The sequence below is a fragment of the Streptomyces sp. SP18CS02 genome (assembly GCF_036322365.1).
GTDB lineage: Bacteria > Actinomycetota > Actinomycetes > Streptomycetales > Streptomycetaceae > Streptomyces.
The window spans coordinates 119,018-144,167 of sequence record NZ_JAQYXC010000266.1 but is presented as its reverse complement, the minus strand read 5'-3'; the positions used below and the strand labels follow the sequence as shown (position 1 = coordinate 144,167).

The 25,150-nt window shown below is 72.9% G+C and carries 24 protein-coding genes; 13 read left to right on the top strand and 11 right to left on the bottom strand.

What is annotated here, in order from left to right; all coding sequences use genetic code 11:
* Positions 1-21: 21 nt before the first annotated feature.
* The gene (locus PUR26_RS08425) at positions 22-1,677 is read right to left on the bottom strand and encodes an FAD-binding dehydrogenase (protein WP_329870729.1); all 1,656 of its coding nucleotides are present in this window, start codon (positions 1,675-1,677) and stop codon (positions 22-24) included.
* A gap of 334 nt (positions 1,678-2,011) precedes the next feature.
* On the opposite strand from PUR26_RS08425, the gene PUR26_RS08420 reads away from it, so the two are divergent.
* The 3 genes from PUR26_RS08420 to PUR26_RS08410 are packed head-to-tail and all read left to right on the top strand — an operon-like array spanning position 2,012 to position 3,332.
* Positions 2,012-2,626 carry an NUDIX hydrolase gene (locus PUR26_RS08420; protein ID WP_329870728.1) on the top strand — a complete coding sequence of 205 codons (615 nt, stop codon included), beginning with the start codon at positions 2,012-2,014 and terminating at the stop codon, positions 2,624-2,626.
* Positions 2,623-3,015 carry a YidH family protein gene (locus PUR26_RS08415; RefSeq protein WP_329870726.1) on the top strand — a complete coding sequence of 131 codons (393 nt, stop codon included), beginning with the start codon at positions 2,623-2,625 and terminating at the stop codon, positions 3,013-3,015. Before PUR26_RS08420 ends, PUR26_RS08415 begins: the two co-directional genes overlap by 4 nt.
* Entirely contained in the window at positions 3,015-3,332 is a 318-nt protein-coding gene (locus PUR26_RS08410; RefSeq protein ID WP_329870725.1) for a DUF202 domain-containing protein, read from the top strand. The genes PUR26_RS08415 and PUR26_RS08410 overlap by 1 nt, the downstream gene beginning before the upstream one ends.
* Before the next feature lie 100 nt (positions 3,333-3,432).
* Here PUR26_RS08410 and PUR26_RS08405 read toward each other — a convergent pair whose 3' ends face one another.
* The gene (locus PUR26_RS08405; protein ID WP_329870723.1) at positions 3,433-4,368 is read right to left on the bottom strand and encodes an NADP-dependent oxidoreductase; all 936 of its coding nucleotides are present in this window, start codon (positions 4,366-4,368) and stop codon (positions 3,433-3,435) included.
* Between the two features lie 148 nt (positions 4,369-4,516).
* On the opposite strand from PUR26_RS08405, the gene PUR26_RS08400 reads away from it, so the two are divergent.
* Together PUR26_RS08400 and PUR26_RS08395 are read left to right on the top strand one after the other, a co-directional pair.
* Positions 4,517-4,813 carry a hypothetical protein gene (locus tag PUR26_RS08400; protein WP_329870722.1) on the top strand — a complete coding sequence of 99 codons (297 nt, stop codon included), beginning with the start codon at positions 4,517-4,519 and terminating at the stop codon, positions 4,811-4,813.
* A gap of 126 nt (positions 4,814-4,939) precedes the next feature.
* Complete coding sequence (locus PUR26_RS08395) at positions 4,940-5,857, top strand: MBL fold metallo-hydrolase (RefSeq protein WP_329870720.1); 918 nt, start codon at positions 4,940-4,942, stop codon at positions 5,855-5,857.
* A 19-nt stretch (positions 5,858-5,876) separates the two neighbouring features.
* Here PUR26_RS08395 and PUR26_RS08390 read toward each other — a convergent pair whose 3' ends face one another.
* Positions 5,877-7,166: a glucarate dehydratase family protein gene (locus PUR26_RS08390; protein ID WP_329870718.1), complete on the bottom strand. Its 1,290-nt coding sequence runs from the start codon at positions 7,164-7,166 to the stop codon at positions 5,877-5,879.
* A gap of 136 nt (positions 7,167-7,302) precedes the next feature.
* Between PUR26_RS08390 and PUR26_RS08385 the strand changes: the two genes are divergently transcribed.
* Positions 7,303-8,325 (top strand): phosphotransferase family protein, encoded by a 1,023-nt coding sequence (locus PUR26_RS08385; protein ID WP_329870717.1) that lies wholly within the window; start codon positions 7,303-7,305, stop codon positions 8,323-8,325.
* A gap of 6 nt (positions 8,326-8,331) precedes the next feature.
* Positions 8,332-9,546, top strand: a complete 1,215-nt coding sequence (locus PUR26_RS08380) for an acyl-CoA dehydrogenase family protein (protein WP_329870716.1) — start codon at positions 8,332-8,334, stop codon at positions 9,544-9,546.
* 200 nt (positions 9,547-9,746) lie between these two features.
* On the opposite strand, the gene PUR26_RS08375 is transcribed toward PUR26_RS08380, so the two are convergent.
* From PUR26_RS08375 to PUR26_RS08365, 3 genes are read right to left on the bottom strand one after another with little or no spacing between them, the layout of a single operon-like run.
* On the bottom strand, positions 9,747-10,340 hold the full coding sequence (locus PUR26_RS08375) for a TetR/AcrR family transcriptional regulator (protein WP_329870714.1): 594 nt from the start codon (positions 10,338-10,340) through the stop codon (positions 9,747-9,749).
* 42 nt (positions 10,341-10,382) lie between these two features.
* Positions 10,383-12,035: an AMP-binding protein gene (locus tag PUR26_RS08370; RefSeq protein ID WP_329870713.1), complete on the bottom strand. Its 1,653-nt coding sequence runs from the start codon at positions 12,033-12,035 to the stop codon at positions 10,383-10,385.
* Positions 12,032-12,796: an SDR family oxidoreductase gene (locus PUR26_RS08365; RefSeq protein WP_329870711.1), complete on the bottom strand. Its 765-nt coding sequence runs from the start codon at positions 12,794-12,796 to the stop codon at positions 12,032-12,034. Before PUR26_RS08365 ends, PUR26_RS08370 begins: the two co-directional genes overlap by 4 nt.
* Before the next feature lie 164 nt (positions 12,797-12,960).
* Here PUR26_RS08365 and PUR26_RS08360 point away from each other — a divergent pair, with 164 nt between their 5' ends.
* Positions 12,961-14,205: an exo-beta-N-acetylmuramidase NamZ family protein gene (locus PUR26_RS08360; protein ID WP_329870709.1), complete on the top strand. Its 1,245-nt coding sequence runs from the start codon at positions 12,961-12,963 to the stop codon at positions 14,203-14,205.
* Between the two features lie 132 nt (positions 14,206-14,337).
* Positions 14,338-15,651 carry a serine-threonine protein kinase gene (locus tag PUR26_RS08355; RefSeq protein WP_329870707.1) on the top strand — a complete coding sequence of 438 codons (1,314 nt, stop codon included), beginning with the start codon at positions 14,338-14,340 and terminating at the stop codon, positions 15,649-15,651.
* Positions 15,652-15,745: 94 nt separating this feature from the next.
* Here PUR26_RS08355 and PUR26_RS08350 read toward each other — a convergent pair whose 3' ends face one another.
* Complete coding sequence (locus tag PUR26_RS08350; protein WP_329870706.1) at positions 15,746-18,523, bottom strand: penicillin acylase family protein; 2,778 nt, start codon at positions 18,521-18,523, stop codon at positions 15,746-15,748.
* Between the two features lie 212 nt (positions 18,524-18,735).
* Between PUR26_RS08350 and PUR26_RS08345 the strand changes: the two genes are divergently transcribed.
* A complete protein-coding gene (locus PUR26_RS08345) occupies positions 18,736-19,344 on the top strand; it encodes a hypothetical protein (protein WP_329870705.1) in 609 nt (202 codons plus the stop codon).
* 314 nt (positions 19,345-19,658) lie between these two features.
* Entirely contained in the window at positions 19,659-20,726 is a 1,068-nt protein-coding gene (locus PUR26_RS08340; protein ID WP_329870703.1) for an RNA ligase (ATP), read from the top strand.
* Between the two features lie 14 nt (positions 20,727-20,740).
* Here PUR26_RS08340 and soxR read toward each other — a convergent pair whose 3' ends face one another.
* On the bottom strand, positions 20,741-21,223 hold the full coding sequence (gene soxR, locus PUR26_RS08335; RefSeq protein ID WP_329870701.1) for a redox-sensitive transcriptional activator SoxR: 483 nt from the start codon (positions 21,221-21,223) through the stop codon (positions 20,741-20,743).
* A gap of 139 nt (positions 21,224-21,362) precedes the next feature.
* Between soxR and PUR26_RS08330 the strand changes: the two genes are divergently transcribed.
* Positions 21,363-21,824, top strand: a complete 462-nt coding sequence (locus PUR26_RS08330; protein WP_329870699.1) for a MaoC family dehydratase — start codon at positions 21,363-21,365, stop codon at positions 21,822-21,824.
* Between the two features lie 18 nt (positions 21,825-21,842).
* Here the strand turns inward: PUR26_RS08330 and PUR26_RS08325 are convergent, their stop codons facing one another.
* The 3 genes from PUR26_RS08325 to PUR26_RS08315 all read right to left on the bottom strand — a co-directional run bounded on the left by PUR26_RS08325 (position 21,843) and on the right by PUR26_RS08315 (position 24,222).
* Positions 21,843-22,463 (bottom strand): TetR/AcrR family transcriptional regulator, encoded by a 621-nt coding sequence (locus PUR26_RS08325; RefSeq protein WP_329870697.1) that lies wholly within the window; start codon positions 22,461-22,463, stop codon positions 21,843-21,845.
* Between the two features lie 231 nt (positions 22,464-22,694).
* A complete protein-coding gene (locus tag PUR26_RS08320; RefSeq protein WP_329870696.1) occupies positions 22,695-22,982 on the bottom strand; it encodes a YiaA/YiaB family inner membrane protein in 288 nt (95 codons plus the stop codon).
* A gap of 88 nt (positions 22,983-23,070) precedes the next feature.
* Entirely contained in the window at positions 23,071-24,222 is a 1,152-nt protein-coding gene (locus PUR26_RS08315; protein ID WP_329870695.1) for an acyl-CoA dehydrogenase family protein, read from the bottom strand.
* Positions 24,223-24,288: 66 nt separating this feature from the next.
* Between PUR26_RS08315 and PUR26_RS08310 the strand changes: the two genes are divergently transcribed.
* A complete protein-coding gene (locus PUR26_RS08310) occupies positions 24,289-24,933 on the top strand; it encodes a TetR/AcrR family transcriptional regulator (protein WP_329870694.1) in 645 nt (214 codons plus the stop codon).
* Positions 24,934-25,150 lie beyond the last annotated feature (217 nt).

The following is a 25,150-nucleotide window of genomic DNA, read 5'->3' as shown; positions in this document are numbered from 1 at the left end:
CGCCCCGGCGGCCCCGCTCGCTCAGCCGACCGCCTTCGCCGCCGCGCGGCCCGCCGCCCGGCCCGAGAAGAGGCAGCCGCCGAGGAACGTGCCCTCCAGTGCCCGGTAGCCGTGGACCCCGCCACCGCCGAACCCGGCTGCCTCTCCCGCCGCGTAGACGCCGGGCAGCGGGGTGCCGTCGGAAGTGAGGACGCGGGACGACAGGTCGGTCTCCAGACCGCCGAGCGACTTGCGGGTGAGGATGTTCAGGCGGACGGCGATCAGCGGGCCCGCCGCGGGGTCGAGGACGCGGTGCGGGGCGACCGTGCGGATCAGCTTGTCGCCCAGGTACTTGCGCGCTCCGTGGATCGCTGTGACCTGGAGGTCCTTGGTGAAGGGGTTGGCGATCTCCCGGTCGCGGGCGGTGATCTCGCGGCGCAGCGCCGCCTCGTCGATGAGGGGCTCCTCGGTGAGCGCGTTCATGCCGCGCACCAGGGACGGCAGGTCCTTCTCGATGACGAAGTCGGCGCCGCGGTCCATGAACGCCTTGACCGGGCCGGGGACGTCGGCGCGGGCACGCTCGAACACGCCGCGCACGGACCTGCCGGTGAGGTCCGGGTTCTGTTCGGAACCGGAGAGGGTGAACTCCTTGCCGATGATGCGCCGGTTGAGAACGAACCAGGTGTAGCCGTACCCGGACCTCATGATGTGTTCGAGGGTGCCGAGCGTGTCGAAGCCGGGGAAGAGCGGGACGGGCAGCCGGCGGCCGGTCGCGTCGAGCCAGAGGGACGAGGGGCCGGGCAGGATGCGGATGCCGTGCCGGCCCCAGATGGGGTTCCAGTTCTCGATGCCCTCGGTGTAGTGCCACATCCGGTCGCGGTTGATGTGGTGGGCGCCGGCCGCCTCCGCGATACCGAGCATCAGGCCGTCGACGTGGGCGGGCACCCCGGAGAGCATCTTGTCGGGCGGGGTCCCGAGCCGCTGCGGCCACTGGGCGCGGACGAGGTCGTGGTTGCCCCCGATGCCGCCGGAGGTGACGATCACGGCCTGTGCCCGGTACTCGAAGGCGCCGGTGACCTCGCGGCTGCTGGCCGTGCCGCGCTCGGCGCCGGAGGGCTCCAGGATCTCGCCGCTGACGGTGTCCACGGCGCCGCCCGTCCGGCCGAGGCCGGTGACGCGATGCCGGAACGCCGGCCGTACGAGGCCCCGGGCGACGCCCGCGCGGACCCGCCGTTCGAAGGGGGCGACGAGCCCGGGGCCGGTGCCCCAGGTGATGTGGAAGCGCGGGACGGAGTTGCCGTGTCCGTTGGCGTCGTAGCCGCCGCGCTCCGCCCAGCCGACGACCGGGAAGAACCGGACGCCCTGGCGGTGCAGCCAGGCCCGCTTCTCGCCCGCCGCGAAGTCGACGTACGCCTCGGCCCACTTGCGGGGCCAGTGGTCCTCCGGCCGGTCGAAGCCGGCCGTGCCGAGCCAGTCCTGGAGGGCCAGCTCATGGCTGTCCCTGACCCGCATCCGGCGCTGTTCGGGCGAGTCGACGAAGAACAGTCCGCCGAAGGACCAGTGGGCCTGGCCGCCGATCGACTGCTCGGGCTCCTGGTCGAGCAGGATGACGCTGCGTCCGGCGTCGACTAGCTCGGCAGTGGCGGCCAGGCCCGCCAGGCCCGCACCGATCACGATCACATCAGCGTCGTACGCCATCGGTTCCGTCCTTGTTCGGGGGCGCCCCGGACCGGGGGTGGTCCGATCTTCTGTACGCGGCGGTAACACGTCAACAGCGCGGGCGCGTCCGGGTGTCCCGATCCGTCGGCGGCGGCCCCTGAACCGTCACCGTCGCGGGTGCCGGAGGAGGCCCCGTCCCCGGCCCGGCCGTGCGGTGATCCGTCTCCCCGTGGGGGAGCGGGGTGCGCGAGCCCGTCGCCGTCGCGGGGACCTGGCCCTCCGAAGCCCCGGGCGTCCCGGTCGTCCCCCCTGGCGGCGGGGCGGGGCGCGACCCGGAAGGCGGGACACCGGCGGCCGGTGCTTTCATGGGCCCATGAATGCCGCTGACGAGATCCTCGACGTCGTCGACGAGAACGACGAGGTGGTGGGGCAGGCCCCGCGGGGCGAGGTGTACGAGCGGGGGCTGCGCCACCGCTGCGTGTTCGTCCTCGCCCGGGACGCGGAGGACCGGATCTTCGTGCACCGCCGCACCGCGACGAAGCTGGTCTTCCCCTCGCTCCACGACATGTTCGTCGGCGGGGTCGTCGGGGCGGGCGAGAGCTACGACGACGCGGCGCTGCGCGAGGCCGGCGAGGAACTGGGGGTCGCGGGTCTGCCACGGCCCACGCCGCTGTTCACGTTCCTCTACGAGCCCGAAGACACCGGGGCGGCCGGGGCGCGCGTCCGGTCGTCGTGGTGGTCCCGCGTCTACGAGGTGCGGTGCCTCGCCCCCGTGCGGCCGCAGGCCGAGGAGGTCGCGTGGCACGCGTTCCTGCCCGAGGCGGAGCTGGAGGCACGGCTGGGCGAGTGGCGGTGGGTGCCGGACGGGGCGGCGGCGTACGAACGGCTGCGGGCCCACCGGGCGGGCACCGACGGGCCGGACGCGCGCCGGGCCGGTGCCCGCCGGCGGGACGGGCACCGGATACACCCCGGTCGGGGTCCGGTATGAGCGACTTCGTGCGGGGGCTGCGGCTGTGGTTCGGGCCCGAGCGGGTCCGGGACGAGGGCGAGACCCCCGACTACCGCTTCTCCCTCGCCAACGAGCGCACCTTCCTGGCCTGGATACGCACCGCGCTCGCGCTCGTCGGCGGCGGGTTCGCGGTCGATCAGTTCCTGCCCGGTCTGCGCTGGGGCGTCCGGGTGGGGATGGCGCTCGCGCTGCTGGCCGCGGGCGCGCTGTGCGCGCTGCGCGCGGTCAACCACTGGGTGCGGTGCGAGCTGGCCATGCGGCGCGGCGAGGATCTGCCGGTGAGCCGCTTCCCGATGCTGCTGAGCGTCGCGGTGGGTGTGGTGGCCCTCGCCATGGTGGTCGTGGTCCTGTTCGGGTGGGCGGGGTGATGACGGGCGTGGCCGAGGTCCGGGACCCCGGCCTCCAGCCGGAACGCACCCGGCTGGCGTGGCGGCGTACGACGCTGTCGTGCACCGTCGCCGCTGTGCTCGCGGCCAAGCAGTCCGTGCACGACGAGATCACCGCGGCGGGTCTGGTGGGTGCCGCGCTGTCGCTGGTGGTGTGGCTGGCGTTCCTCGGACTGGCGCACCGCCGGATGCGGGCCCTGGGCACGGCCCGGCCGCGCCCGATGACGCGGCGCGCGGCGGTGCTGGCGGCGGTGTGCACCGTCGCGCTGGCCGGCTTCGCGGTGGCCGTGGTGATCTGAGCGTCCCGCCCGGCCCGGCCCGGTGCCGTCCGGCCGGCCGGTCCGCCGCTCCGGTGGGCGCCCCGGTCGCCGCCCGGCCTCTCGGCCCCCCGCGACGGCGCTACTCCGTCCAGTCGACGGTGACGACGACCTTGCCGTGCACGCCGCCCGCCATGTTCACCCGTTGGGCCTCGGCGGCCTGCTCCAGCGGGAACGACCTGGCGACCCGCACGCTCACCACGCCCTGCTCCGCGAGCCGGGCCAGGGCCGCGAGGTCCGCCGCGTCGGGCCGCACGAACAGGTAGTGACCGCCCAGGCCGATGACCTCGCCGTCCGCGATGGACGCCAGCCGGCCCTCGGGGGCCAGCAGACCCACCGTCTCCCTGAGGACATCGCCTCCGATGATGTCGAAGACGGCGTCCACCCCGTCCGGCGCGAGCGCCCTGACCTGGTCGGCGAGCCCGTCTCCGTACACGACCGCCTCGGCGCCGAACTCCCTGACCCTCTCCCGGCCCGACTCGCGGACCGCCCCGATGACATGGGCGCCGAGGTGGCGGGCGATCTGTACGGCCATGACGCCGACCGCGCCCGCCGCCGCGTGCACCAGCACGGTGTCCCCCGGCCGCACCTGGAGCGCCCTGATCAGGGTCTGGTAGGCGGTGAGGCCGACGAGCGGAAGGCCGGCCGACTCCTCGAAGCCCAGATTGCGGGGTTTGCGGGCGAGGGTGCGGACGGGCGCCGCGACGTACTCCGCGAAGGTGCCGTGGCACAGCACGTCCTCGCGCACGTACCCCATGACCTCGTCGCCGACACCGAACTCCGTGACCGACACCCCGGGCTGGACGACCACTCCGGAGACGTCCCAGCCCGGGATCACCGGGAACACGGCATCCAGGGCCGGGTCGAGGTAGCCCGCCTGGCACTTCCAGTCGACGGGGTTCACGGCCGCGGCCCGCACCTTGACGAGCACCTTGTCGGGTCCCACCTTGGGGTCCGGCCGCTCGCCGAACTCCAGGACCTCCGGGCCGCCGTAGCGGCTGTAGCTGATCGCCTTCATGGTCCGACCCTCCGGCGCTCCGCGCCCTCCCGCAAGCCGGGGGCCGCCGCGCCGCGCGACACCCCCGAAGAAGCGGATGAAAGCTGATCAAAGGGTTGAAAGAGGTCTAGCCTGGAAGGGCCCCGACCCCTCACACAGAGGTTCCGCCATGACCGTCTCCCACCAGGAACACCTCGCCCACACCCACGCGCACGGCCCGGCCTGCGGACACCGGTCCGTCGTCCATGGCGACCACGTCGACTACGCGCACGACGGACACCTGCACCGCGAGCACTCGGGACACTGGGACGAGTGCGAGCCGGGTGAGCACATCGCCCACAGCGGGCACGCCCATGAGCACGGCGACGACTGCGGCCACCCCGCCATCGCCCACGGCGACCACGTCGACTACGTCCACGACGGACACCGGCACGCGGCCCACGACGGGCACTGGGACGACCACTGAGCGGACCAGCGGCGCCCCCGGTCAGCGCCGGCCGCACGGTCCGGGGGCGCACCCCGCCTTCTCCCGGGCGGTCCGCAACTGGCAGGCTCTGCCTGACCAGTTCGGCCACTACTCGGGGGGATACCGGTGCTCGCCACGAACACGGACCCGTACACCGTTCGACTCGCACCCGGAGTGCACGCCTATGTCCAGCCGCACGGCGGCTGGTGCGTGAACAACGCGGGGATCATCAGCGACGGCGACCACACCGTCCTCGTGGACACCGCCGCCACGGAGCGGCGCGCCCTGGGGCTGCGCGAGGCGCTGCTGGAGACCGGCGCCGCGCTGCCCCGTACGGTGATCAACACGCACCACCACGGGGACCACACCTACGGCAACGCGGTCTTCGGGCCGGGGGCGACGGTCGTCGGCCATGAGTCCTGCCGGCGGGAGGTACTGGCCGCGGGGCGCCAGCTGCACCTCATCTGGCCGCAGACCGACTTCGGCGACATCCGCATCGCGGCGCCGGCCGTGACCTACAGCGAGCGCCTGACGCTGCACGCGGGCGCCACCGAGATCCGGCTCATCCACCCCGGGGTCGCCCATACGGTCGGCGACACGATCGTGCACCTGCCGGAGCAGTCCGTCGTCTTCACGGGTGACCTGGTCTTCAACGGCGGCACCCCGTTCCTGGCCACCGGCTCGCTCAGCGGGTCGCTGCGGGCGATGGCGCTGCTGCGCTCGCTCGACGCGCAGACCGTGGTGCCCGGACACGGCCCGCTCACCGACCCCTCGGCGTACGACGCGACGGAGCGCTACCTGCTCTACGTCGCCGAACTCGCCCGGGCCGGGCACGCGGCCGGGCGCTCTCCGCTGGAGGTGGCCCGCGCGGCGGATCCGGGCGAGTTCGGCGCACTGCGCGAGAGCGAGCGGCTGGTGGCCAACGTCCACCGGGCGTACGCCGAGCTGGACGGGCTGCCGGAGGGCTCGCCGCTCGATCTGCTCACCGTCTTCGGGGACATGGCGGCCATGAACGGCGGCGTTCCCGTCGCCTGTCACGCCTGAACCCGCGGCGGCCCCTCGCCTACCAGCGGGGGGTGGCCGGCGTCGTCCAGCCGGGGTCGGAGCGCCGCATCGCCGCCGCGTCGTCGCGCTCGCGCATCGAACCGTCGTCGTCCAGCCAGCGCCGGTGCAGTGCCGCGAGCCGCCCGTGGTCGAGTTCGACGCCGAGGCCCGGCGCGTCGGAGACGGCGAGCCGGCCGTCGCGGAACTCATGGCGCCGGGTGATGACGTCCTCGGTCTGCCAGGGGTAGTGGCTGTCGCAGGCGTAGTCGAGGTTGGGGACGGTCGCCGCGACATGCGTCATGGCGGCGAGGCTGATGCCCAGGTGGGTGTTGGAGTGCATGGACAGGCCCACTCCGAACGCGCGGCAGACCGCCGCGAGCTCCCGGGTCCTGTGCAGGCCGCCCCAGTAGTGGTGGTCGCAGAGCACGACCTGTACGGCGTCGCGGGCGAAGGCTTCGGCGATCTCCGCGAAGGTCGTCACACACATGTTGGTGGCCAGGGGCACGTCCGTACCGGCCGAGACCTCGGCCATACGGTCGGTTCCGCCGGCCGGGTCCTCCAGGTATTCGAGGACGCCGCCGAGCTGTCCCGCGACGTACAGCGAGGTCTCCACGGACCAGGCCCCGTTGGGGTCCAGGCGCAGCGGCCGGCCGGGGAAGGCGTCGGCCAGGGCGCGTATCGCGGCGATCTCCCGGTCCGGTTCGAGGACGCCGCCCTTGAGCTTGAAGGAGCCGAAGCCGTACGCGTCGGCGAGGCGCCGGGCCTGGGCGACGATCCCCGCCGGGTCCAGGGCGGCCCCCCAGTCGTCCTTCTCCCCTCCGGCGGGGTGCTCGGCCCAGCGGTAGAAGAGATAGGCGCTGTAGTCGACCGCGTCGCGGACCTTGCCGCCCAGCAGGGCGTGCACGGGCAGGCCGAGGGTCTTGCCGAGGGCGTCCAGACAGGCGACCTCGAAGCCCGAGACGACCGAGAGGCGCAGCTTGTCGGCGGTCTGCACACCGCGCAGCCCACCCGCGTCGACGCTGTCCTCGGCGGCGCGTGAGTCGCCGCACACCTGCTCGGCCAGACCGAAGAGGCCGTTCACGTCCGTGATCGATCGGCCGGGGAGCGCTTCGGCGAGGGGGTGGGCCAGTTCAAGGTACTTGGCGTCTCCGTAGGTCTCCCCCACTCCGGTCACGCCGCCGTGGGTGACCACCTCCACGATGAGGCGGGGGGTGTACGGCTGGTGCACGCCCTGGGTGTTGAGCAGGGGCGGATCGGCAATGAGGACCGGGGTGAGCCGGACGTCGTCGATCGTCAGCGCGGTATGCATACATGAACTGTATTCACAGATCCGATCGGAAGACCAGAGGTGCGACGTCTGATTCCGGCCGCACCACTGGACGGCATACCGACTGGTCGGCATCATGCTCGGTACAACGACCCTGTCGCCCCCGGAGGTGCGCACGATGAGCTCAGCCCAGCCGCCAGGTCTCGACCCGGAGCAGTTGCGCGGCTATCTCGACCGCGAACGGCCCGGACTGGTGGGCGGACCGCTCAGCGCCCGGCTCATCGAAGGCGGCCGGTCGAACCTCACCTACGTCGTCACCGACGGCACCGGCCGGTGGGTGGTGCGCCGCCCGCCCCTCGGCCATGTCCTGGCCACCGCGCACGACATGAGGCGCGAGCACCGGGTGATCAGCGCCCTGCACCCCACGGCGGTACCGGTGCCCGAGCCGGTGCTGTTGTGCGAGGACGAGTCGGTGCTGGGATCGCCGTTCTACGTCATGGAGTTCGTGGCGGGCACGCCGTACCGCACCGCCGGGCAGCTCGCCCCCCTGGGCCCGGAACGGACCCGGGGCGTGGTCCTCGGTCTGGTCGACACGCTCGTCGACCTGCACGCCGTGGACCCCGACGCGGTGGGCCTGGGCGACTTCGGGCGGCCCGAGGGGTTCCTGGACCGCCAGCTGCGCCGCTGGGGCAAGCAGCTGGACGCCTCCCGCAACCGGGAGCTCGCGGGCATCGACGAGCTGCACGCCGCGCTCGGCCGCGCGCTGCCCGCCTCCCCCGCCCCCACCGTCGTCCACGGCGACTACCGCCTCGACAACGTCCTGATCGGCGACGACGACCGGCTCAAGGCCGTGCTGGACTGGGAGATGTCCACGCTCGGCGACCCGCTCACCGACCTCGGACTGCTGGTGATGTACAGCGCCAAGCTGGAGATCCCGGGCTCCCCGATCAGCACGACCGCGACCGCCCCCGGCCACCCCGCCCCCGCCGAGCTGATCGAGCGGTACGCGGCCCGCTCCGGGCGCGACACCTCGGCCATCTCCTGGTACACGGCGTTCGCCTGGTTCAAGCTCGCCGTGATCCTGGAGGGCATCCACTACCGCTACACCCTCGGACAGACCGTCGGCGCCGGCTTCGACCGGATCGGCGAACTCGTCCCGGTCTTCATCGAGCACGGCCTCACCACCCTCCAGGAAGGCTGAGAACCCATGGACTTCGCATTCGACGCGCGCACCGAGGAGCTGCGGGCGAGGCTGCTCGCCTTCATGGACGAGCACGTGTATCCGGCCGAGGCGGTCGCGCACGAACAGCGGACCGGGCTCGCGTCGCCCTGGGACACCCCGGCCGTCGTGGAGGAGCTCAAGGCGGAGGCACGCCGGCAGGGGCTGTGGAACCTGTTCCTGCCCGACGAGGAGCACGGCGCCGGGCTCACCAACCTGCAGTACGCGCCGCTCGCGGAGATCACCGGCCGCTCGCCCCAGCTGGCGCCCACCGCGCTGAACTGCGCGGCGCCGGACACCGGCAACATGGAGGTGCTGGCCCAGTTCGGCGACGAGCGGCAGAAGAAGCAGTGGCTGGAGCCGCTGCTCGCCGGGGAGATCCGCTCGGCGTTCGCGATGACCGAGCCGGAGGTGGCCTCGTCGGACGCGACGAACATCGAGACCCGCATCGTGCGGGACGGTGACGACTATGTGATCAACGGCCGCAAGTGGTACATCTCCGGGGCGATGAACCCGGACTGCAGGATCTTCATCGTGATGGGCAAGACCGACCCGGACGGCGAGGACATCCGCCGCCAGCAGTCGATGATCCTGGTGCCCAGGGACACGCCGGGACTCGACGTCCGGCGGGCGATGCAGGTGTACGGCTACGAGGACCACTACCACGGCGGTCACGCCGAGGTGTTCTTCGACGACGTGCGGGTGCCCGCCGCGAACCTGGTCGGCGAGGAGGGCGGCGGCTTCGCCATCGCCCAGGCCCGGCTGGGGCCGGGGCGCATCCACCACTGCATGCGGCTGATCGGCATGGCCGAGCGGGCGATCGAGCTGATGTGCCGCAGGGCCGTGTCCCGTACCGCCTTCGGCAAGCCGCTCGCCCAGCAGGGCGTCGTGCACAACTGGATCGCGGACGCCCGGGTCTCCGTCGAGCAGCTGCGGCTGCTGGTGCTGAAGACCGCGTGGCTGATGGACACGGTGGGCAACCGGGGCGCGCACACCGAGATCCAGGCCATCAAGATCGCCACGCCGCGCGCGGTGGTGGACATCATCGACAAGGCCGTTCAGCTGCACGGGGCGGGCGGGGTGAGCCAGGACTTCCCGCTGGCCGAACTGTGGGCCGCGGCCCGGACGCTGAAGCTGGCCGACGGTCCGGACGAGGTGCACCAGCGCTCGCTGGCACGGCGCGAGATCAAGCAGTACGCATAGGCGCGAGCGGTGGGTGCGCGCGGCCGTGGGCGGCGTACCCACCGCACCGTCGGGCGGCGCGGCCGGACGCCGGTGGTGTGTACCCGCCGTGAGGCGTATACACCGGCGTCGGCGGCGGGCACGGGCGGCGGGCGTGTGCCGCGTGCCGCCGGCGGCACGCACGCGCGGCACCCGTCACCGGCATGCGCGCGGCCGTCGCCTCAGGGGCGCAGCGCCCTCAGCAGCAGGTCGGCCAGCCGCTCGGCCAGCTGCTGCGGTGTGAGGGGGCCGTCCGGGCGGTACCAGGTGGACAGGTGGTGGATCGAGCCGAAGTGGTAGTCCACCACCAGATCGGCGGGGGTGGCCGAGGAGAAGACGCCGCTGCGCTGGCCCTCCTCGATCAGCGCCCGGAACCGCTCGTGGTAGCGACGCCGCTCCGAGCGCACCTGCTTGTTCTTCTCCGGGCTCAGGTGGTGCATGGAGCGGAAGAAGATCGACGCGTCGTCGAGGTTGTCGATGGTGGTGACGACCACGTCCGCCGCCGCGTCGCGCAGGCGCTGCTCCACGGGGGCGTCGGCGTCCGCGAAGGCGTCGAGGCGCTCCTGCTGGAGCCGCAGCACACGGGCGTACACCTCCTGGAGGAGGTCCTCCTTGGAGCCGAAGTAGTGGTAGAGGGCGCCCTTGGTGACGCCCGCCGCCTCCACGATCTCCTGGACCGAGGTGCGGTCGTAGCCCTGCTCGGCGAAGAGCCGGGTGGCGGCGGCCAGCAGCCTCTGTGGGACGGGGATGCCGCTCCCGTCCGTCGTCCTGGCCATGTGCCGCCACCTCTCCCGTGTGTGTCCGCTCGTCACTCGCTCTTACGCGGGGTAACGCAGTTCCCGCCTGAGGATCTTCCCACTTGTCGTCTTGGGCAGCTCGGGCAGGATCTCGACCTCACGGGGATATTTGTACGCCGCGAGCCGCTCCCGGCAGTACGCCGAGATCTCGTCCGGCCCGGCGGAGGTGCCCGGGCGCAGGCTGATGTACGCCTTGACCGTCTCCCCGCGGTAGCTGTCGGGGACACCGACGACGGCGGCCTCCCGGACGGCCGGGTGGGTGTAGAGCACGTCCTCGACCTCGCGCGGCCAGACCTTGAACCCGGACGCGTTGATCATGTCCTTCTTGCGGTCGACGACGTAGAGCCAGCCGTTCTCGTCCATGAAGCCGACGTCCCCCGTGCGCAGTTCCCCGTCGGGGAAGGCGTCGGCGGTGGCCTCCGGCATGTTCCAGTAGCCGGGCACGACCTGGGGACCGCGGACGGCGATCTCGCCCTGCTCGCCGAACGGCACCTCCCGGCCCTCCTCGTCCAGGATCCGGACGATGGTCTCGGGGCCGGGGAGGCCGACCGACAGGGTGCCCGAGACCGGGTCGACCGGGGCCTCGTGCTGGGGTGGTACGGCGGCGCAGGGGGCGGTGCACTCGGTGAGGCCGTAGCCGTTGCGGATGTAGGGACCGAAGCCCGCGCGGAACCGCTCGACCAGGGCCGGGGGCACCGGGGCGCCGCCAGAGGAGATCACCTGGAAGGACGCGAAGTGGTCCGGGGTGGCGTCGGGATGGGCCGCCAGGGCCATGAAGGCGGTGGAGGGGCCGACCGTGTACGCGGGCCGGTGCTCGGCGAACGCGTCGAGCACGACGCCCGCCTCGAAGCGGTAGGCGAGGACCAGGGTGCCCGCGTTGGCGAAGCAGGTGGCCAGCTCGCACACCATGCCGGTGATGTGGAAGAGCGGCGCGAGCGCGAAGTAGGCGGCGCCCTCGGCGATGGGGTGGCCGGTGCGCTGGCGCTCCGCGTTGTAGACGATGCCGCGGTGGAGGTTCATGGCCCCCTTGGGAGTGCCGCTCGTGCCGGACGTGTAGCTGATCAGGGCAACGTCGTCGGCGGCGGGGTCGCGTCCCTCGGGGGCCTTGTGCCCCGCCCGGGCGACGGTGACGAGGTCGTCGGCGGCGGCGGGCTTCGCCAGCCGTTCGAAGCCGAGGACGCGCGCGTCGTCGCGGGTCTGGAGGTCCCGTTCGCAGGCGGTGAGGGCGATGGTCACGGCGCAGACGTCGGCCGTCTCGCGCAGGTACGCCTCCCAGGCGCGGTCCGAACAGATCAGCGCGATCGCGCCGGAGTCCTTGAGGACGTGCTCGACCTCTCCCGACTTGTACATCGGGTTGAGCGGGACGACCGTCGCGCCCGCCTTCCAGGCGCCGAGCAGCGCGAGGACGAAGTGGGGGGTGTTCTGGAGCATGAGGGCGACCCGGTCGCCCCGGCGGACACCCCGCTCGACGAGGTGTCCGGCCACCGAGTCGGAGAGCGTGTCGGCCTCGCGGTAGGTCAGGCGTCCGTCGAAGTAGGCGAGGGCGGTGTGCTCTCCGGCCCGGGCGGCGGCCGCCCGGAAGGCGTACAGCACGGTCTCGGCCGGCCGGACGGGTGCCCGCTGGGCGTCGGTCAGCTGTGCGAGCCAGGGCCTGGCCGCGTAGATCGAAGTCACTTGTCCTCCCCTTCCCACTTCCGCTGGATGTGGCTCATGCTGTTCAGCCACCGTTCGGGATCGGTGGCCCTGGCCCGGTAGTACCCGGCGACCTCGGGGTGCGGCAGGATGAGGAAGCGGCCGGCCGCGATGCCCTCGAAGAGCGCGTCGACGACGTCCTCGGGCTCGATGGCGGTGGGGGCCAGGACGAGTTCGCCCGCCGAGCCGGCCGCGGTGAGCATGTCCGTGCGGACGCCCTGGGGGCAGATCGCGTGGACCTTGACCCCCCGGTGGCGGTAGGTGAGCGAGAGCCATTCGGCGAAGGCGTACGCGCCGTGCTTCGAGACGCTGTACGGGGCGGCGCCGACCATGGTGAGCAGGCCGGCCGCCGAGACGGTGGAGACGAACCGGCCGCTGCCGCGCTCCAGCCAGTCGGGCAGCAGCGCCCGGGCGGCGCGTACGTGGGCCATGACGTTGACGTCCCAGGCGGCGGCCCACACCTGCTCGTCGGCGAAGGCGTCGCCGGGCGAGGCGAGACCGGCGTTGGCGCAGTAGACGTCGACGGTGCCGCCGAGCGCCTCGCGGGCCTCGTCCACGATGGCCGAGGCGTCGCCCGGTACGGCGGTGGCGCCGATCTCGTCGGCGACGGCCTTGGTGCGCCCGGGGTCGATGTCGTTGACCACGACCCGCGCGCCCTCCGCCGCGAACCTGCGGGCGAGCGCGGCGCCTATGCCACCGCCCGCGCCCGTGACGACAACGCCGGCGCCCTGCACCGTATTCATCGAGACCCGCCTCTCCGTCGTGACTGCCCCCGCAGACTAACCAGTCGGTATGTGAGAAGGAAAGGCCCCCGGGGCCCGCTGCCCCGCCCGCCTCGTTCCGCGTGGCGCCCGACCGCGCTAGCGTGCGAGGCCGTACCCATCGGGAGCGATCACGGAGGTATGCGATGAGCCTGTCCAGACGGGGCCTGCTGGCCGCCGGCGGTGTCGCGGGGACGGCGGCCGTGACGGCCGCGCCGGCCGCCGCCCGGGGCCGGGGAGCCCGCCGGGTGCGGACCGGCTTCGACCGGCTGGCCGCCGACGGCTACGCGTCCCTGTCCGGCCGGCGGGTCGGCGTGGTCACCAACCCGACCGGGGTCACCGCCGGCGTGCGCCACATCGTGGACGTCATGCACGCCGACGAGCGGGTCGACCTCGTGGCGGTGTTCGGACCCGAGCACGGCTTCCGGGGCACGGCCCAGGCGGGCGGCTCGGAGGGCAGGTACGACGATCCGGCGACCGGACTGCCGGTCTACGACACGTACCTGAAGAGCGGTCAGGCGCTGGCGGACGTCTTCACCGCGTCGGGGGCGGACACGATCGTCTTCGACATCCAGGACGTGGGCGCGCGCTTCTACACCTACGTCTGGACGCTGTACGACTGCATGGTGGCGGCCGCGCTGGCGGGGAAACGTCTGATGGTGCTGGACCGGCCGAACCCCGTGACGGGCCGGGCGGCCACCGGGCCGGTGCTCGACCGGGCGTTCGCGACGTTCGTCGGGCGCGAGCCGATCGCGCAGGCGCACGGGATGACGGTGGCCGAGCTGGCCCGGCTGTTCAACGGGGAGTTCCTGGCCGACCCGGTGGACCTGGTGACGGTGACGATGTCCGGGTGGCGGCGCGAGGACTTCTTCGACGCGACGGGCCTGCCGTGGGTGCCGCCGAGCCCCAACATGCCGACGCCCGACACCGCGCTGGTGTACGCCGGGACCTGCCTGTTCGAGGGGACCAACCTCTCGGAGGGGCGGGGCACGACCCGGCCCTTCGAGCTGCTGGGGGCGGAGGGCGTCGACCGGCGGTGGGCCGAGGCGGCGAACGCGCTGGAGCTGCCGGGCGTCCGCTTCCGGGAGGCGTACTTCGCACCGACGTTCTCCAAGTTCCAGGGGAAGACCATCGGCGGGGTCCAGCTCCACGTCCACGACCGGACCTCCTTCGACCCCGTGCGCACCGGTGTGGGTCTGCTGGTGACGGCCAGGCAGAGCTGGAGCGGCTTCGCCTGGCGGGCGGACAACTGGATCGACAAGCTCACCGGGTCGACGAGGGTCCGCACGCTGATCGACGCGGGGGCGGGGACGGACGAGGTGGTGGGCGCCTGGCAGAGCGGGCTCGCCGCTTTCCGGACGACGCGGCGGAAGTACCTGGCGTACCACTGAGCCCCGTGCCGCCGCGGGCCGCCGGGCCGGGCGGGCCGGACCGTCGTGACGTACCCGCGCCATGGGCCTTTCCGTCCCTCCCCGCCGGCGGGATGCTGTGCGAGCAGCGACCTCGGAGCGGAGGGACGGGCCATGACCTCGATGACGGTGGAGCCGTACCGGGAGATCACCTTCGACAAGGACGGCGATGTGAACACCGCGCAGCGGGACGCGCTGGCGCGGCTGGACGTCACGGACCTGGTGATGTTCGCCCACGGGTGGAACAGCTCGCCGTCCGCGTCCACCCGGTTGTACGGCCGCTTCTTCGCGCCGTTCCCCCAGGCGGTGGGCAGCGCGCCGGGCGTGCGGCTCGGTTACGCCGGGGTGGTGTGGCCCGCCATGAGGTTCGCGGACGAGCCCGTCCCCGACTACGGACACGCGGGCGCGGTGTCCGGTCCCGAACCGGGGCCCGAGCTGGACGAGGAGTCCCTGCGCGGGCTGCGGGAGCTGTTCCCCGGGCGGGAGGCGGTGCTGGAGCGGCTGGCCGGTCTGCTGGCGGAACAGCCGGAGGAGCAGGCCGCGTTCGACGAGTTCGGCCGGCTGGTGCGGGAGCTGGTCGGCGGGGGCGGCGAGGCCGGCGGGGTTCCCGCCTCGTTCGCGGCGGACACGGACGGGCCCGCACCGGACGACGGGCCGGCACCGGACGACGGGCCGGCGTTCCTCTCCGAGGACACCGTCGCGGTGTGCCGGATGTTCACCGACGCCCTGGCCGGGACGGGCATGCGGGTGTCCCTGGGCGGCGGGCTGAGGCGGCTGTGGCGGGGCGCCAAGGAGGTGCTGCGCCAGGCGGCCTACTGGGCGATGAAGCGCCGGTCCGGCCTGGTGGGGCAGGTGGGTCTGGGCCCGCTGCTCGGACGGCTCGCCCGCTCCTCGCCGGCCCTGCGGATCCATCTGGTGGGCCACAGCCAGGGAGCGCGGCTGATGGCGTTCGCGCTGCGGGGCCTGCCCGACGGGGTCCGGAACGTGAAGTCGGTGACGCTCCTCCAGGGCGCCTTCTCGCACTACGCCTTCGCCACCCGGCTGCCCCACGGGATGCGGGGTGGCGGCGCGTTGCAGGGAATGCAGCACCGGGTCGACGGACCGGTGGTGGCCTGCCATTCCCGCCATGACACGGCGCTCGGGGTGATCTACCCGCTCGCCTCGCGCCTGGCGGGCGACGCGACGAGCGTGCTGGGCGTGGGCACCCGCTGGGGCGCCGTGGGTTTCGACGGCATCCAGGCGGTGCCCGGGTCCCCCGCCCTGACGCTGGAGGCGGCGCTGAGCCGCGGCCTGCCCGGGTCGGGGTGCGTGAGCGTGGACACGGCGTCGGTGGTGCGGCGCGGTGGCCCGCCGACAGGTGCGCACAGCGACATCTGCCACCCCGAGCTGGCCAGGGTGGTGATCGCCGCGGGCCGGATCGGACGGTGAGCCGCCGGGGGACCGGGCCGGATCGGACGGTGAGCGTCCCGACCCGGCCCCCGGGGCCGTTCTCCTCCCCCACCGGTGCGAGGGGAACCCGGACCTACCGGTGCGACGGGAACTCGACCACCTGCTGGTACGTCGGCCGGTTCTGCCAGCTGAGCGCGGACTGGGTGATGCCGCCGAGCGCGCGGTGGACGATCGTGTCGGCGCACCACTGGTTGCCGGCCGCGCAGTTGTCGTCGCCGGGATAGACCTCGGCGGCGGGCTTCGTCACGGCCTGCGTCAGCGTCGTCAGGAGCGCGTCGCGGCAGGCGCTCAGGTCGCCCCCGCCGCAGTAGGTCCGCGCGAGCCGCCCCTGGACGGGCCGGCCGAGCACCTGGCGCAGATCCTTGTCGGCGAAGCCCCACCAGCCGTACTGGAAGGCGGAGCCGCTGTGGGCGCCGGTCGGGCCGTGGCCGGCCGCCGGTGACTCGTCGATGGCGAGATTCGCCTTCAGCGCGGTGTAGAGCCCCTGACCGAGTCCGGGTGCGAACTCGGCCTCGATCAGCAGCGGCCACCAGGCGTCCATGATCCGCACGGCGTCGGCATGGCCGTAGACGCGCGAGCCGGGAGCCGTCTCCTTGCGCTGCGCCCCGGCGGCCCGCCATGCGTCCAGCTGCTGGACGGCCGTGGTGAGCCGGGGATCGGTGACCGGCGCGCCGCGCACGACCGCGAGCAGTTCCGGGAGCAGCTGCTCGCCGCGCAGGTCCGTGACGCCCGCCTCGGCCATGGCGCGGGTGAGGGAGGCCCGGGTCACGCCGCCGTCCCGGACGAGCCGGGCGACCCGCTGGTCGAGGAGGTCGCCCCGGTGGACCGCGCCGAATCCGAAGCCCGCGGTGTCGTAGTCCTTGGCCTGACGGTTGTTCCAGGAGACGTAGTAGTCCTGGCCGATGGACCGCGGGTGCTGGGCGAAGGGCGTGTAGGCGGCGGTGTGGCCCACCGGGTCGAAGTCCCGCCACTCGTACTCCCGCTGGGCGAGGACGGGCAGCGCGGGATCGACCCCGGCGGCACGGACCGGATTGAGGCCGCTGTTGTAGAAGGCGGCTTCGCGGGAGTCGGCGTAGAACCAGTTGAAGGCGTAGCCGATGTGGTGGACGGCCTGCTGGAAGGACGCGGCGTCCGTCACGGCAGCCGGGTCGTTGAGCATCTGGAAGCCGATGACGGAGTCGGCCTCATGGCCGTAGGTGGTGCGCAGCGAGGTGTAGGCGACGCGTTTGCCGCCGATCGTCGCGCGGTGGGTGACGATGCCGTACGCGGTGCGCCAGACCTGCATCCGGTAGGAGCCCGCGGCCGTCGAATCGGCGACGGTGGGCTTCCAGGCGTTGCGCTTCTCCAGTCTCTCCATGGGGGTGCACACGCCCCGGTGGAGATAGTGGGCGTCGTCCTGGCAGAGCTCGACGGCGTAGGTGTCGGTGATGTCCTGGGCGGCGGAGGTGGCGGACCAGGCGAAGTCCTGGCCCCGGCCCATCTGGACGTACATGCCCACCCCGGCGAAGGAGACGCCCCGGGCCGAGATGCCGGGGCCCTGGAGCTCCTGGAGCATCAGCAGCTGGGGGGCGAAGTACCCGGTCTGGGGCCCGAACACGGCGACGGGCCGGCCGCTCGCGGTGTGCGCGCCGGAGACGAGCAGCGCGTTGGACATGCCCTTCCTGGCGTCCAGGGAGCCGGGCGCGACGACCCCGTCGTCGTACATGCCCTGAGCGGGCCTGAGCCGGTCGGGGGCGCGGACCGGGGCCTTGGTCCCGGTGCCGGCCGAGCCGGTCCTGTCGTACACCAGCTGCTCGGGGGTGACGGAGCCGGGATCCGGGAGCGCGGTGCCCCGCGGCTCCGCCGGCCGCTGGGCGTACGGGAAGGACGTGCCGTCGTGGACGGTGAGCACGGCCTCGGGGTCGTTGCGCTGGCGGAAGGACTCCCAGACCCGGGTGCCCTCCGCGAGGCCGTACTTCTGCTGGGCGGCGAGGAGGGAGAGGGCGGCCTGCACCTCGCCGCCCCCTCCGCCGCCGAACTGGCCGCCGACGACCGAGGCGATCGAGATCAGGTCCGTGATCCTGAACGGCTGGATCTCACCGACGTTGGTGATCGAGTCGATGTGCCCGGTGAGCACGTACTCGCCGGGGAAGTAGCGGCCGTCCTTGGACTGCTTGCGGTAGGCGTTGATGCCGTCGACGTACGCCTGGGCGTCGGCCATGGCGAGGGCGCCGCGTTCGCCGTGACGGGTCCTGATGTACGCGACCTGGGCCTCGTAGTCGGCCTCGGTGTACGGGGCCTGCGGCCAGAACTGCTGCTCCAGGCCCTGGTTGGCCAGGGCGCCGCCCGCGAAGGACGTCAGCTCGCCGCGGCCGATGTGCCGGAAGAGGTCCATCATCCACAGCCGGTCCTGGGCGGCCGCGTACCCGGCGCCGAACTCGGTGCCGTAACGGGTGGTGCCCTTGATGTGCGGGACTCCGGTCTTCCGGTCGCGGGTGATGGTGACGTCCTCACGGGGCCGGGCGACGGATTCCGCCTGGCCGTCGGGGACACCGAAGGAGGCGTCGTTGAAGAAGTCGGTCAGTTTCTCGTCGGTCAGTCCACCGTAGCCGCCCACCAGGGAGTCATAGCGCCCGAGTTGGTCGGAGGCATGGGCGGGACGGGTGCCGAGGACCCGGTGGGCGAGGATGTCGGCGAGGGTGGCGTTGCCGTTCTGGCCGGGCGGCAGGATGTCCGCGCACCGGCCGAGGCAGTGGTCGGTCACGGGCGGCTCGGCGGCCGCCGCAATCTGCTGGTGGGGTGTCAGCAGACCGGCGGCCAGGACGAGTACAGCGGCGGTGGCGATTCTCAGTCTTCCGGTGCGTCGTCGCATGCGTGCTCCTCCGGGAAGGCGATGCGGCGGAGGTTACTGGCGGTACGCCCGGTCGGAAAGGTGAACAGGCGTCACTTCTCCGGATCGCCACACGGATATTTCGCGTCACATACACGAGTGAGGGGACCCATCCGTTTTTCGATGGAGCCGAAACGGGCACTCGTACGTCCATTCCTCGACGCCGAAGTACCAGCGACGGAGGTGGCAGTGCGATGGCCGGTTTCCGGAGTCTCGCAAGACAGGTACGTGATCCGGGGTGCGATCTGGCGCTGCGGCGGTATTCGCTGCGCAAGTGCCTGGAACGGTTCGCCCCCTACGGTCACCGGGCTACCTGGGACCATCTGTGCACCAGGCACAGGTTCGGGCCCGAGGACAGGGAGCCAGATCCGGCGCGGCTGGTGGCCGCGCTCGACGAACTGGAGGAGGCGCGGGCGGTATGGCTCGCGTACGAAAGGCAATTCGCGGAGCGGCGCAGGCGCGAGAAGCACGACGGGCTGCGGCGGCCGGGGTCCGTCGACGACTGGCACCGGCGCACCTGGGGCGGTAACGGTGTCGCCCGGTGCGACGACCCGTCGGTCCATCCGGACGTGCCGCTGGGCGAGGCGCTGCGCCGGCTGATCTCCGCACTGGAGTCGTCGCCGGGCTCGAACTGCCCGGTGTGCGCGGGGTCGGTGGCCTGGCGGCCCGAGCTCTCCCACGAGCCGTGGTTCGGGCCGGTCTGCACGGACTGCGGGGTGGTGGTGCCGCAGCCGGTCCTGACCACCGAGGCGCTGGCGGCCGCCAAGAAGGAAGTACGCCGGGAACTCGCGTCGGTGGCGTGAGGGGCGCGGGGGCGGGCGAGGACGTCGGCCCGGCCCCGTGGTCGTGCGCGAGGCCGCCGCCCCGGGCCCGCCCCTCCGTGACGGGCGGGGCGGACACGGGGGTGGGCGGCCGGCGCTCGGCGGCGCCGCGCTCCTCCGCCTTGCGACGCGTCCCCTCGGCCCCGGAGGGGCCTGGGGATGCACCAGGCGCCGAACGCCGCACTGGTCCGGCCCGATCGCCACGACACCCCCTAGCAGGTACCAAATCCGGTGGGCCATCGATATTCGGGAGGGCGAGGCTGGCTCCGATGTGAACCACACCCGAGGAGCTTCCGATGTCGACGCTGCGCGTCACCGCCGAGCCGCTGACCATCCATGAACACCCGAACGCCGACGCGCTCGAACTGGCCCAGGTGGGCCTGTACCGTGCCGTCGTCGCCAAGGGCGCCTACCGCACCGGTGACATAGCGCTCTACATCCCCGAGCAGGCCGTGCTGCCCGCGGCGCTCGTGGCGGAGCTGGGCCTGACGGGCCGGCTGGCGGGCAGGGCGTCCGACCGGGTCAAGGCGGTGCGGCTGCGCGGCGAACTGTCGCAGGGCATCGTGTGCCGGCCGCTCGCCCTGAAGGACGTGGACCTGGCGCGCGCGGCGGCCGAGGGCACCGACTTCGCGGCGCTGCTCGGCATCACCAAGTGGGTGGCACCGATCCCGACCACGATGAGCGGCGAGGTGGAGGCGGCGCCCGGACTGCTGCCCTGGGTCGACATCGAGAACATCCAGCGCTACCCGGCCGTCTTCGAGCCCGGCGAGCCCGTGGTGCTGACCGAGAAACTGCACGGTACGGCCTGCCTGATGACGTACGTCACCGAGGGCGGGCGCGTGCACGTCTCCTCGAAGGGCTTCGGCGCGAAGGGCCTCGCCCTGAAGGAGGACCCGCGCAACCTGTACTGGCGGGCCGTCCTGACCCACGGCGTCCCGGCGGTCGCGGCGCGGCTGGCGACCGAGCTGGGCGCGACCCGGGTCGGCGTCTTCGGCGAGGTGTACGGGGCGGGGGTGCAGGACCTGGCGTACGGCGCGAACGGCCGTGGCGAGGACCTGGGTTACGCGGTCTTCGACATATCCGCGGAGATCGACGGACAGGTCCGCTGGCTGGACCCGGCCGACGTGGCGGACGGCGCACTGCCCCTGGTACCGCGCCTGCACGCGGGACCGTACGACATCGCGACGGTGCTGGAGCTGGCGACCGGCCGGGAGACGGTCTCCGGGCGCGCACTGCATCTGCGCGAGGGCGTGGTGATCCGCCCGGCCACCGAGCGCTACAGCCCGGTGGTGGGCGGCCGGGCCATCGCGAAGGCGGTCAGCCCGGCCTATCTGACCCGCAAGGGCGGCACCGAGTACGAGTAGGGAGGGGTGCGGGCTCAGGCGTCCTGGGCGGGGACCCGGCCCCGGCGCTCCGCCATGAGCCGGGAGCCGGTCATGCGCTCGCCGAAGACGTCGTCGGGGTTGGACAGCACGCAGGTCTCCAGGGAGAGGCAGCCGCAGCCGATGCAGTCCGTGAGATGGTCGCGCAGCCGGCTCAGCTGGGAGATCCGCTCGTCGAGTTCGGAGCGCCACGCCTCGGAGAGCCGCGCCCAGTCCTCCCTGTTGGGCGTGCGCTCCTCGGGCAGCTCCGTCAACGCGTCCCTGATCGTGGCCAGCGGGATGCCGACGCGCTGCGCCGCCCGGACGAAGGCGACGCGCCGCAGCGCGTCCCTGCCGTAGCGGCGCTGGTTGCCGCTGGTGCGGCGACTGCTGATCAGCCCCTTGGCCTCGTAGAAGTGCAGGGCCGACACGGCCGCGCCGCTACGGGCGGACAGCTGGCCGACGGTGAGCTCGTGGATCTTCTCCGGAATCTGCGGCACCCCGCGAACCCTACTGGTCGGACCGGGCCCCGCCGTCCGGCCGGGTGGTTTCCGTTGACAGGAACCGCCCACCGCACAATCATGCTGAGCAAGCGCTTAGACATGTCGTACGGGGCTGGACGGAAGGCAGGGAGCAGGGATGGCGGAGCCGAGGATCTTCACCTCAGCGGAAGAGCTGCGCGCCGGGGTCGGCGAACAACTGGGCCACAGCGACTGGCTGGAGATCGACCAGAAGCGGATCGACCTGTTCGCCGACGCCACGGGCGACCACCAGTGGATCCACGTCGATCCGGAGCGGGCCGCCACCGGGCCGTTCGGGACGACCATCGCGCACGGATACCTCACGCTGTCGCTGCTTCCCCTCTTCGTCCCGCAGATCATGCGGGTCGAGGGCATGAGGATGGGCGTCAACTACGGCACCAACAAGGTCCGCTTCCCCTCCCCCGTACCGGTGGGTTCGCGGCTGCGCGCCACCGCCACGCTCACGGAGGTCGCGGACGCGGGCGGCGGGGTGCAGGTGACCGCCCTGGTGACGGTCGAGCGCGAGGGCGGCGACAAGCCGGTGTGCGTCGCCGACTCGCTCTCGCGCTACTACTTCTGAGCCGTCGCTTCCGAGCCGTCAGACCGTCACCATGCGCAGGACGAGGCCGGCGTAGAGCGCGCCGACCTCGTCGGGCGTCCGGCGCCCCTCGGTGCTGAACCAGCGGGCGACATCGATGCAGAGCGAGAGCACGGCGAGGGTGGTGCCCGGTACGTCGGGGACGTCGAACTCGCCGGACCGCACGCCGTCGTTGATGATCCGGCGCACCGCCGCGTCGCTCCGGCGGCGCAGCTCGACGATCTCGGAGCGGTGCTCGGCGCCCAGTGCGTCGAGCTCGTACTGCACCACGCGCGCGGTGGTGTGGCGTTCCGCGTGCCAGCGGACGAAGGACCGTACGGCGTCGGCGAGGCGCTCGGCGGCGCTTCCGGGGCCGTCCGCGGCGGCCTCCAGGATCTCCAGGGCCTTGTCGTGGCCGATCCGGCTGATCCGGTGGAGGAGCTCTTCCTTCGTCTTGTAGTGGATGTAGAGCGCGGCCGGGCTCATCCCGGCGCGGCCCGCGATGTCACGGGTGGTCGTGGCGTGGTAGCCGCGCTCGGCGAACGCCTCGACGGCGGCGACGAGCAGCCGCCTGGCCGCCTCGGGGGTGACCTCGCTCCACGGCACGTCCTCGCCGTCGGCCATCTCCTCCGCCGTGCTCATCGTTCGCCCCTTCCGCTCCACAGGACGACACCATACCTCGCCGGTGAGCAAGCGCTTAGGGCAATCCCGCCCGGCGGGCGACCAGGGGCCGCCCCCTGGGGCGTCCGGGGCGGCGGGCCGGGGCGTTCGCGCGGCAGGCCGGTGGCGGGCGGCCCGGGCGGGGAGCCCGGGGCCGGGCAGGGCGGGAGCGCGAAGCCGGGACGCTCCGTGCCGCGACGCCTCCCCGGCCCGTCAGAGCTTCTGGAACGGGTCGTGCTCGGCGAGCAGCTTCTCGATCCTCGCCTGATCGACCCGGCTCACGATCTGCCCGGCCTCCTGGCGGTCCCGGACCACCTTGGCGAGGGTGAAGGCGGAGGTCGTCAGATAGAGGACGGCGATGCCGAGGAAGGCGCGCACCCAGACGTCGGCCTCCATGGTGAAGATGCCGAGGGCGACCGCCCCCAGGGCGATGGCGAAGGAGGCCACGGCCTGCCCGTAGTACGCCGCGGTGTTCTGCTGCTTGACCGGTGTGTCACTCATGACGAGAAGGATCGGCGGACGCGCCGCGGGGCGCATCCGCTTCCCTACTCAGCGGCGTACTCAGACGGCGGGCGGCCGGGCCCCCTGGTCAGAAGGCCGAGACCCCCGTCAGCGCGCGGCCGATGATGAGCTTCTGGATCTGACTGGTGCCCTCGTACAGGGTCATCACACGGGCGTCGCGCAGGAGCTTGCCGACCGGGTACTCGTCGATGTACCCGTAACCGCCGAACACCTGGACGGCGTTGTTGGCCGAGCGCACGGCGGCCTCGGAGGCGAAGAGCTTCGCCTTGGAGGCGGCGGTGGCGAACTCCTCCCCCCGGTCGACGAGGTCGGCGACCCGCCAGGTCAGCAGCCGGGCGGCGTCCACGTCGACGGATATGTCGCTGATCAGCTCCTGGACCAGCTGGTACGAGGCGATCGGCTTGCCGAACTGCTCCCGCTCCCCCGCGTACCGTACGGCCGCGTCCAGCGCGGCCTGCGCGATGCCGACGCAGCCCGCCGCGACCGACATCCGGCCCTTGGCGAGCGCGGACATGGCGATGGAGAAGCCCTTGCCCTCGGGACCCATCATCGCGCCGGCCGGCACCCGGACGTCCTCCAGGACCAGTTCGGCGGTGGCCTGGCCGCGCAGGCCGAGCTTGCCGTGGACGGTCCGCCGGGTCAGGCCCGGGGTGTCGGCCGGCACCAGGAAGGCCGAGACGCCCTTGTGGCCGGGCGTGTCGTTGGTCCGGGCGAAGAGCAGCACCACATCGGCCCAGGTGCCGTTGGTGATGAACATCTTGGAGCCGTTGATGACGTAGTCGCCGCCGTCGCGCACGGCGCGGGTGGCGAGGTTGCCGGCGTCGGAACCGGTGCCCGGCTCGGTCAGGCCGAAGCAGCCCAGCGCGTCGCCCGCGGTGAGCCGGGGCAGCCACTCGCGCTTCTGCTCCTCGCTCGCCCAGGCGGCGATGGTCTTGGCGACCAGGCCGAGCGAGACGGAGACGATGCCCCGCACGGAGGAGTCGCCGCGCCCGAGCTCCTCGGTCACCAGGCAGTACGCGAGGTGGTCGCCGCCCGAACCGCCGTACTCCTCGGGAACGGTGAGTCCCAGGAAGCCCAGCGCGCCGAGCTTCCCCACGATCGCCCGGTCGACGCTCTCGGCCCGGTCCCACTCGACCACGTGCGGGGCGATCTCACGCTGGACGAAGTCCTCGGCAAGCCGCCGGACGGCTGCCTGCTCCTCACTGAGCTCCAGATTCATGCGCGGACCACCCCACTTTTAACTATCACTGCTAGTTTCTTGTTGGCAGGCCCTACTATGTGCCGCATGGCCCGACCGCGCAAGCCCCTCCTCAGCCGAGAACGCATCGTCGACACGGCGGGGGCACTCGTGGACGCGGAGGGGCTGGACGCCGTCTCGACGCGGCGGCTGGCCGCGGAGCTGGGCGTCAGCGGGCCCTCGCTCTACAACCACTTCCGCAACAAGGACGAGATCCTGGAGGCCGTCGCCGACTCGGTCAGCGCCCAGGTCGACCTGTCGATGTTCGACGAGGACGACGGCCGCGACTGGCGCACGGCGCTGCACGACTGGGCCGTCTCCTACCGCGCCGCCCTCACCGACCACCCCAACATCGTGCCGGTGCTGGCCCAGGGCCCCGGCCGCCGTCCCGCCGGGCTGCGTGTGGCCGACGCGGTGTTCGGCGCCATGGTCCGGGCCGGCTGGCCGCCCGCCCAGGCCACCTCCATCGGGGCGCTCATGCGGTACTTCATCACCGGCTCGGCGCTCGGCTCGTTCGCCCGCGGCTTCGTCGACGACGAGGCGGCGTACGACCCCGCGGACTACCCGCACCTGGGGCAGGCGCACCTGCTCGCCGACCGGCAGCAGAAGGTCGACGAGGGCGCCTTCGAGACGGGTCTGCGCGCCCTGCTCGACGGTCTCGCGGTCCAGTACGCGGCGGCCGTCGAGGGCTGACGCCCGGACTCCCCGCCCGGACACCGGGGCCCGCCGTGCGCGAACCCGTGAGGCTCGCGGGACCCCCGGGCCCGGGGTGACGCGGCCGGACGGAGCAGCGGCGACTCGCGATCCGATCCGGCCCGGGCCCGGGTCCCCCGCAGGGCGGCGGCGGCCCGTGCGGCGACCGGCGCGGGCCGGGTCCGCGCCCGTCGGCCCTTCGGCCGGCGCCGAAACA

Coding starts and splice junctions, on each gene's coding strand:
- PUR26_RS08405 (WP_329870723.1), bottom strand. CDS start 4,368: ATGAAGGCGATCAGCTACAGCCGCTACGGCGGCCCGGAGGTCCTGGAG.
- PUR26_RS08380 (WP_329870716.1), top strand. CDS start 8,332: ATGGACTTCGCATTCGACGCGCGCACCGAGGAGCTGCGGGCGAGGCTG.
- PUR26_RS08420 (WP_329870728.1), top strand. CDS start 2,012: ATGAATGCCGCTGACGAGATCCTCGACGTCGTCGACGAGAACGACGAG.
- PUR26_RS08385 (WP_329870717.1), top strand. CDS start 7,303: ATGAGCTCAGCCCAGCCGCCAGGTCTCGACCCGGAGCAGTTGCGCGGC.
- PUR26_RS08390 (WP_329870718.1), bottom strand. CDS start 7,166: ATGCATACCGCGCTGACGATCGACGACGTCCGGCTCACCCCGGTCCTC.
- PUR26_RS08375 (WP_329870714.1), bottom strand. CDS start 10,340: ATGGCCAGGACGACGGACGGGAGCGGCATCCCCGTCCCACAGAGGCTG.
- PUR26_RS08400 (WP_329870722.1), top strand. CDS start 4,517: ATGACCGTCTCCCACCAGGAACACCTCGCCCACACCCACGCGCACGGC.
- PUR26_RS08340 (WP_329870703.1), top strand. CDS start 19,659: ATGTCGACGCTGCGCGTCACCGCCGAGCCGCTGACCATCCATGAACAC.
- PUR26_RS08365 (WP_329870711.1), bottom strand. CDS start 12,796: ATGAATACGGTGCAGGGCGCCGGCGTTGTCGTCACGGGCGCGGGCGGT.
- PUR26_RS08345 (WP_329870705.1), top strand. CDS start 18,736: ATGGCCGGTTTCCGGAGTCTCGCAAGACAGGTACGTGATCCGGGGTGC.
- PUR26_RS08410 (WP_329870725.1), top strand. CDS start 3,015: ATGACGGGCGTGGCCGAGGTCCGGGACCCCGGCCTCCAGCCGGAACGC.
- PUR26_RS08350 (WP_329870706.1), bottom strand. CDS start 18,523: ATGCGACGACGCACCGGAAGACTGAGAATCGCCACCGCCGCTGTACTC.
- PUR26_RS08325 (WP_329870697.1), bottom strand. CDS start 22,463: ATGAGCACGGCGGAGGAGATGGCCGACGGCGAGGACGTGCCGTGGAGC.
- PUR26_RS08315 (WP_329870695.1), bottom strand. CDS start 24,222: ATGAATCTGGAGCTCAGTGAGGAGCAGGCAGCCGTCCGGCGGCTTGCC.
- PUR26_RS08320 (WP_329870696.1), bottom strand. CDS start 22,982: ATGAGTGACACACCGGTCAAGCAGCAGAACACCGCGGCGTACTACGGG.
- PUR26_RS08425 (WP_329870729.1), bottom strand. CDS start 1,677: ATGGCGTACGACGCTGATGTGATCGTGATCGGTGCGGGCCTGGCGGGC.
- PUR26_RS08415 (WP_329870726.1), top strand. CDS start 2,623: ATGAGCGACTTCGTGCGGGGGCTGCGGCTGTGGTTCGGGCCCGAGCGG.
- PUR26_RS08360 (WP_329870709.1), top strand. CDS start 12,961: ATGAGCCTGTCCAGACGGGGCCTGCTGGCCGCCGGCGGTGTCGCGGGG.
- PUR26_RS08330 (WP_329870699.1), top strand. CDS start 21,363: ATGGCGGAGCCGAGGATCTTCACCTCAGCGGAAGAGCTGCGCGCCGGG.
- PUR26_RS08355 (WP_329870707.1), top strand. CDS start 14,338: ATGACCTCGATGACGGTGGAGCCGTACCGGGAGATCACCTTCGACAAG.
- PUR26_RS08310 (WP_329870694.1), top strand. CDS start 24,289: ATGGCCCGACCGCGCAAGCCCCTCCTCAGCCGAGAACGCATCGTCGAC.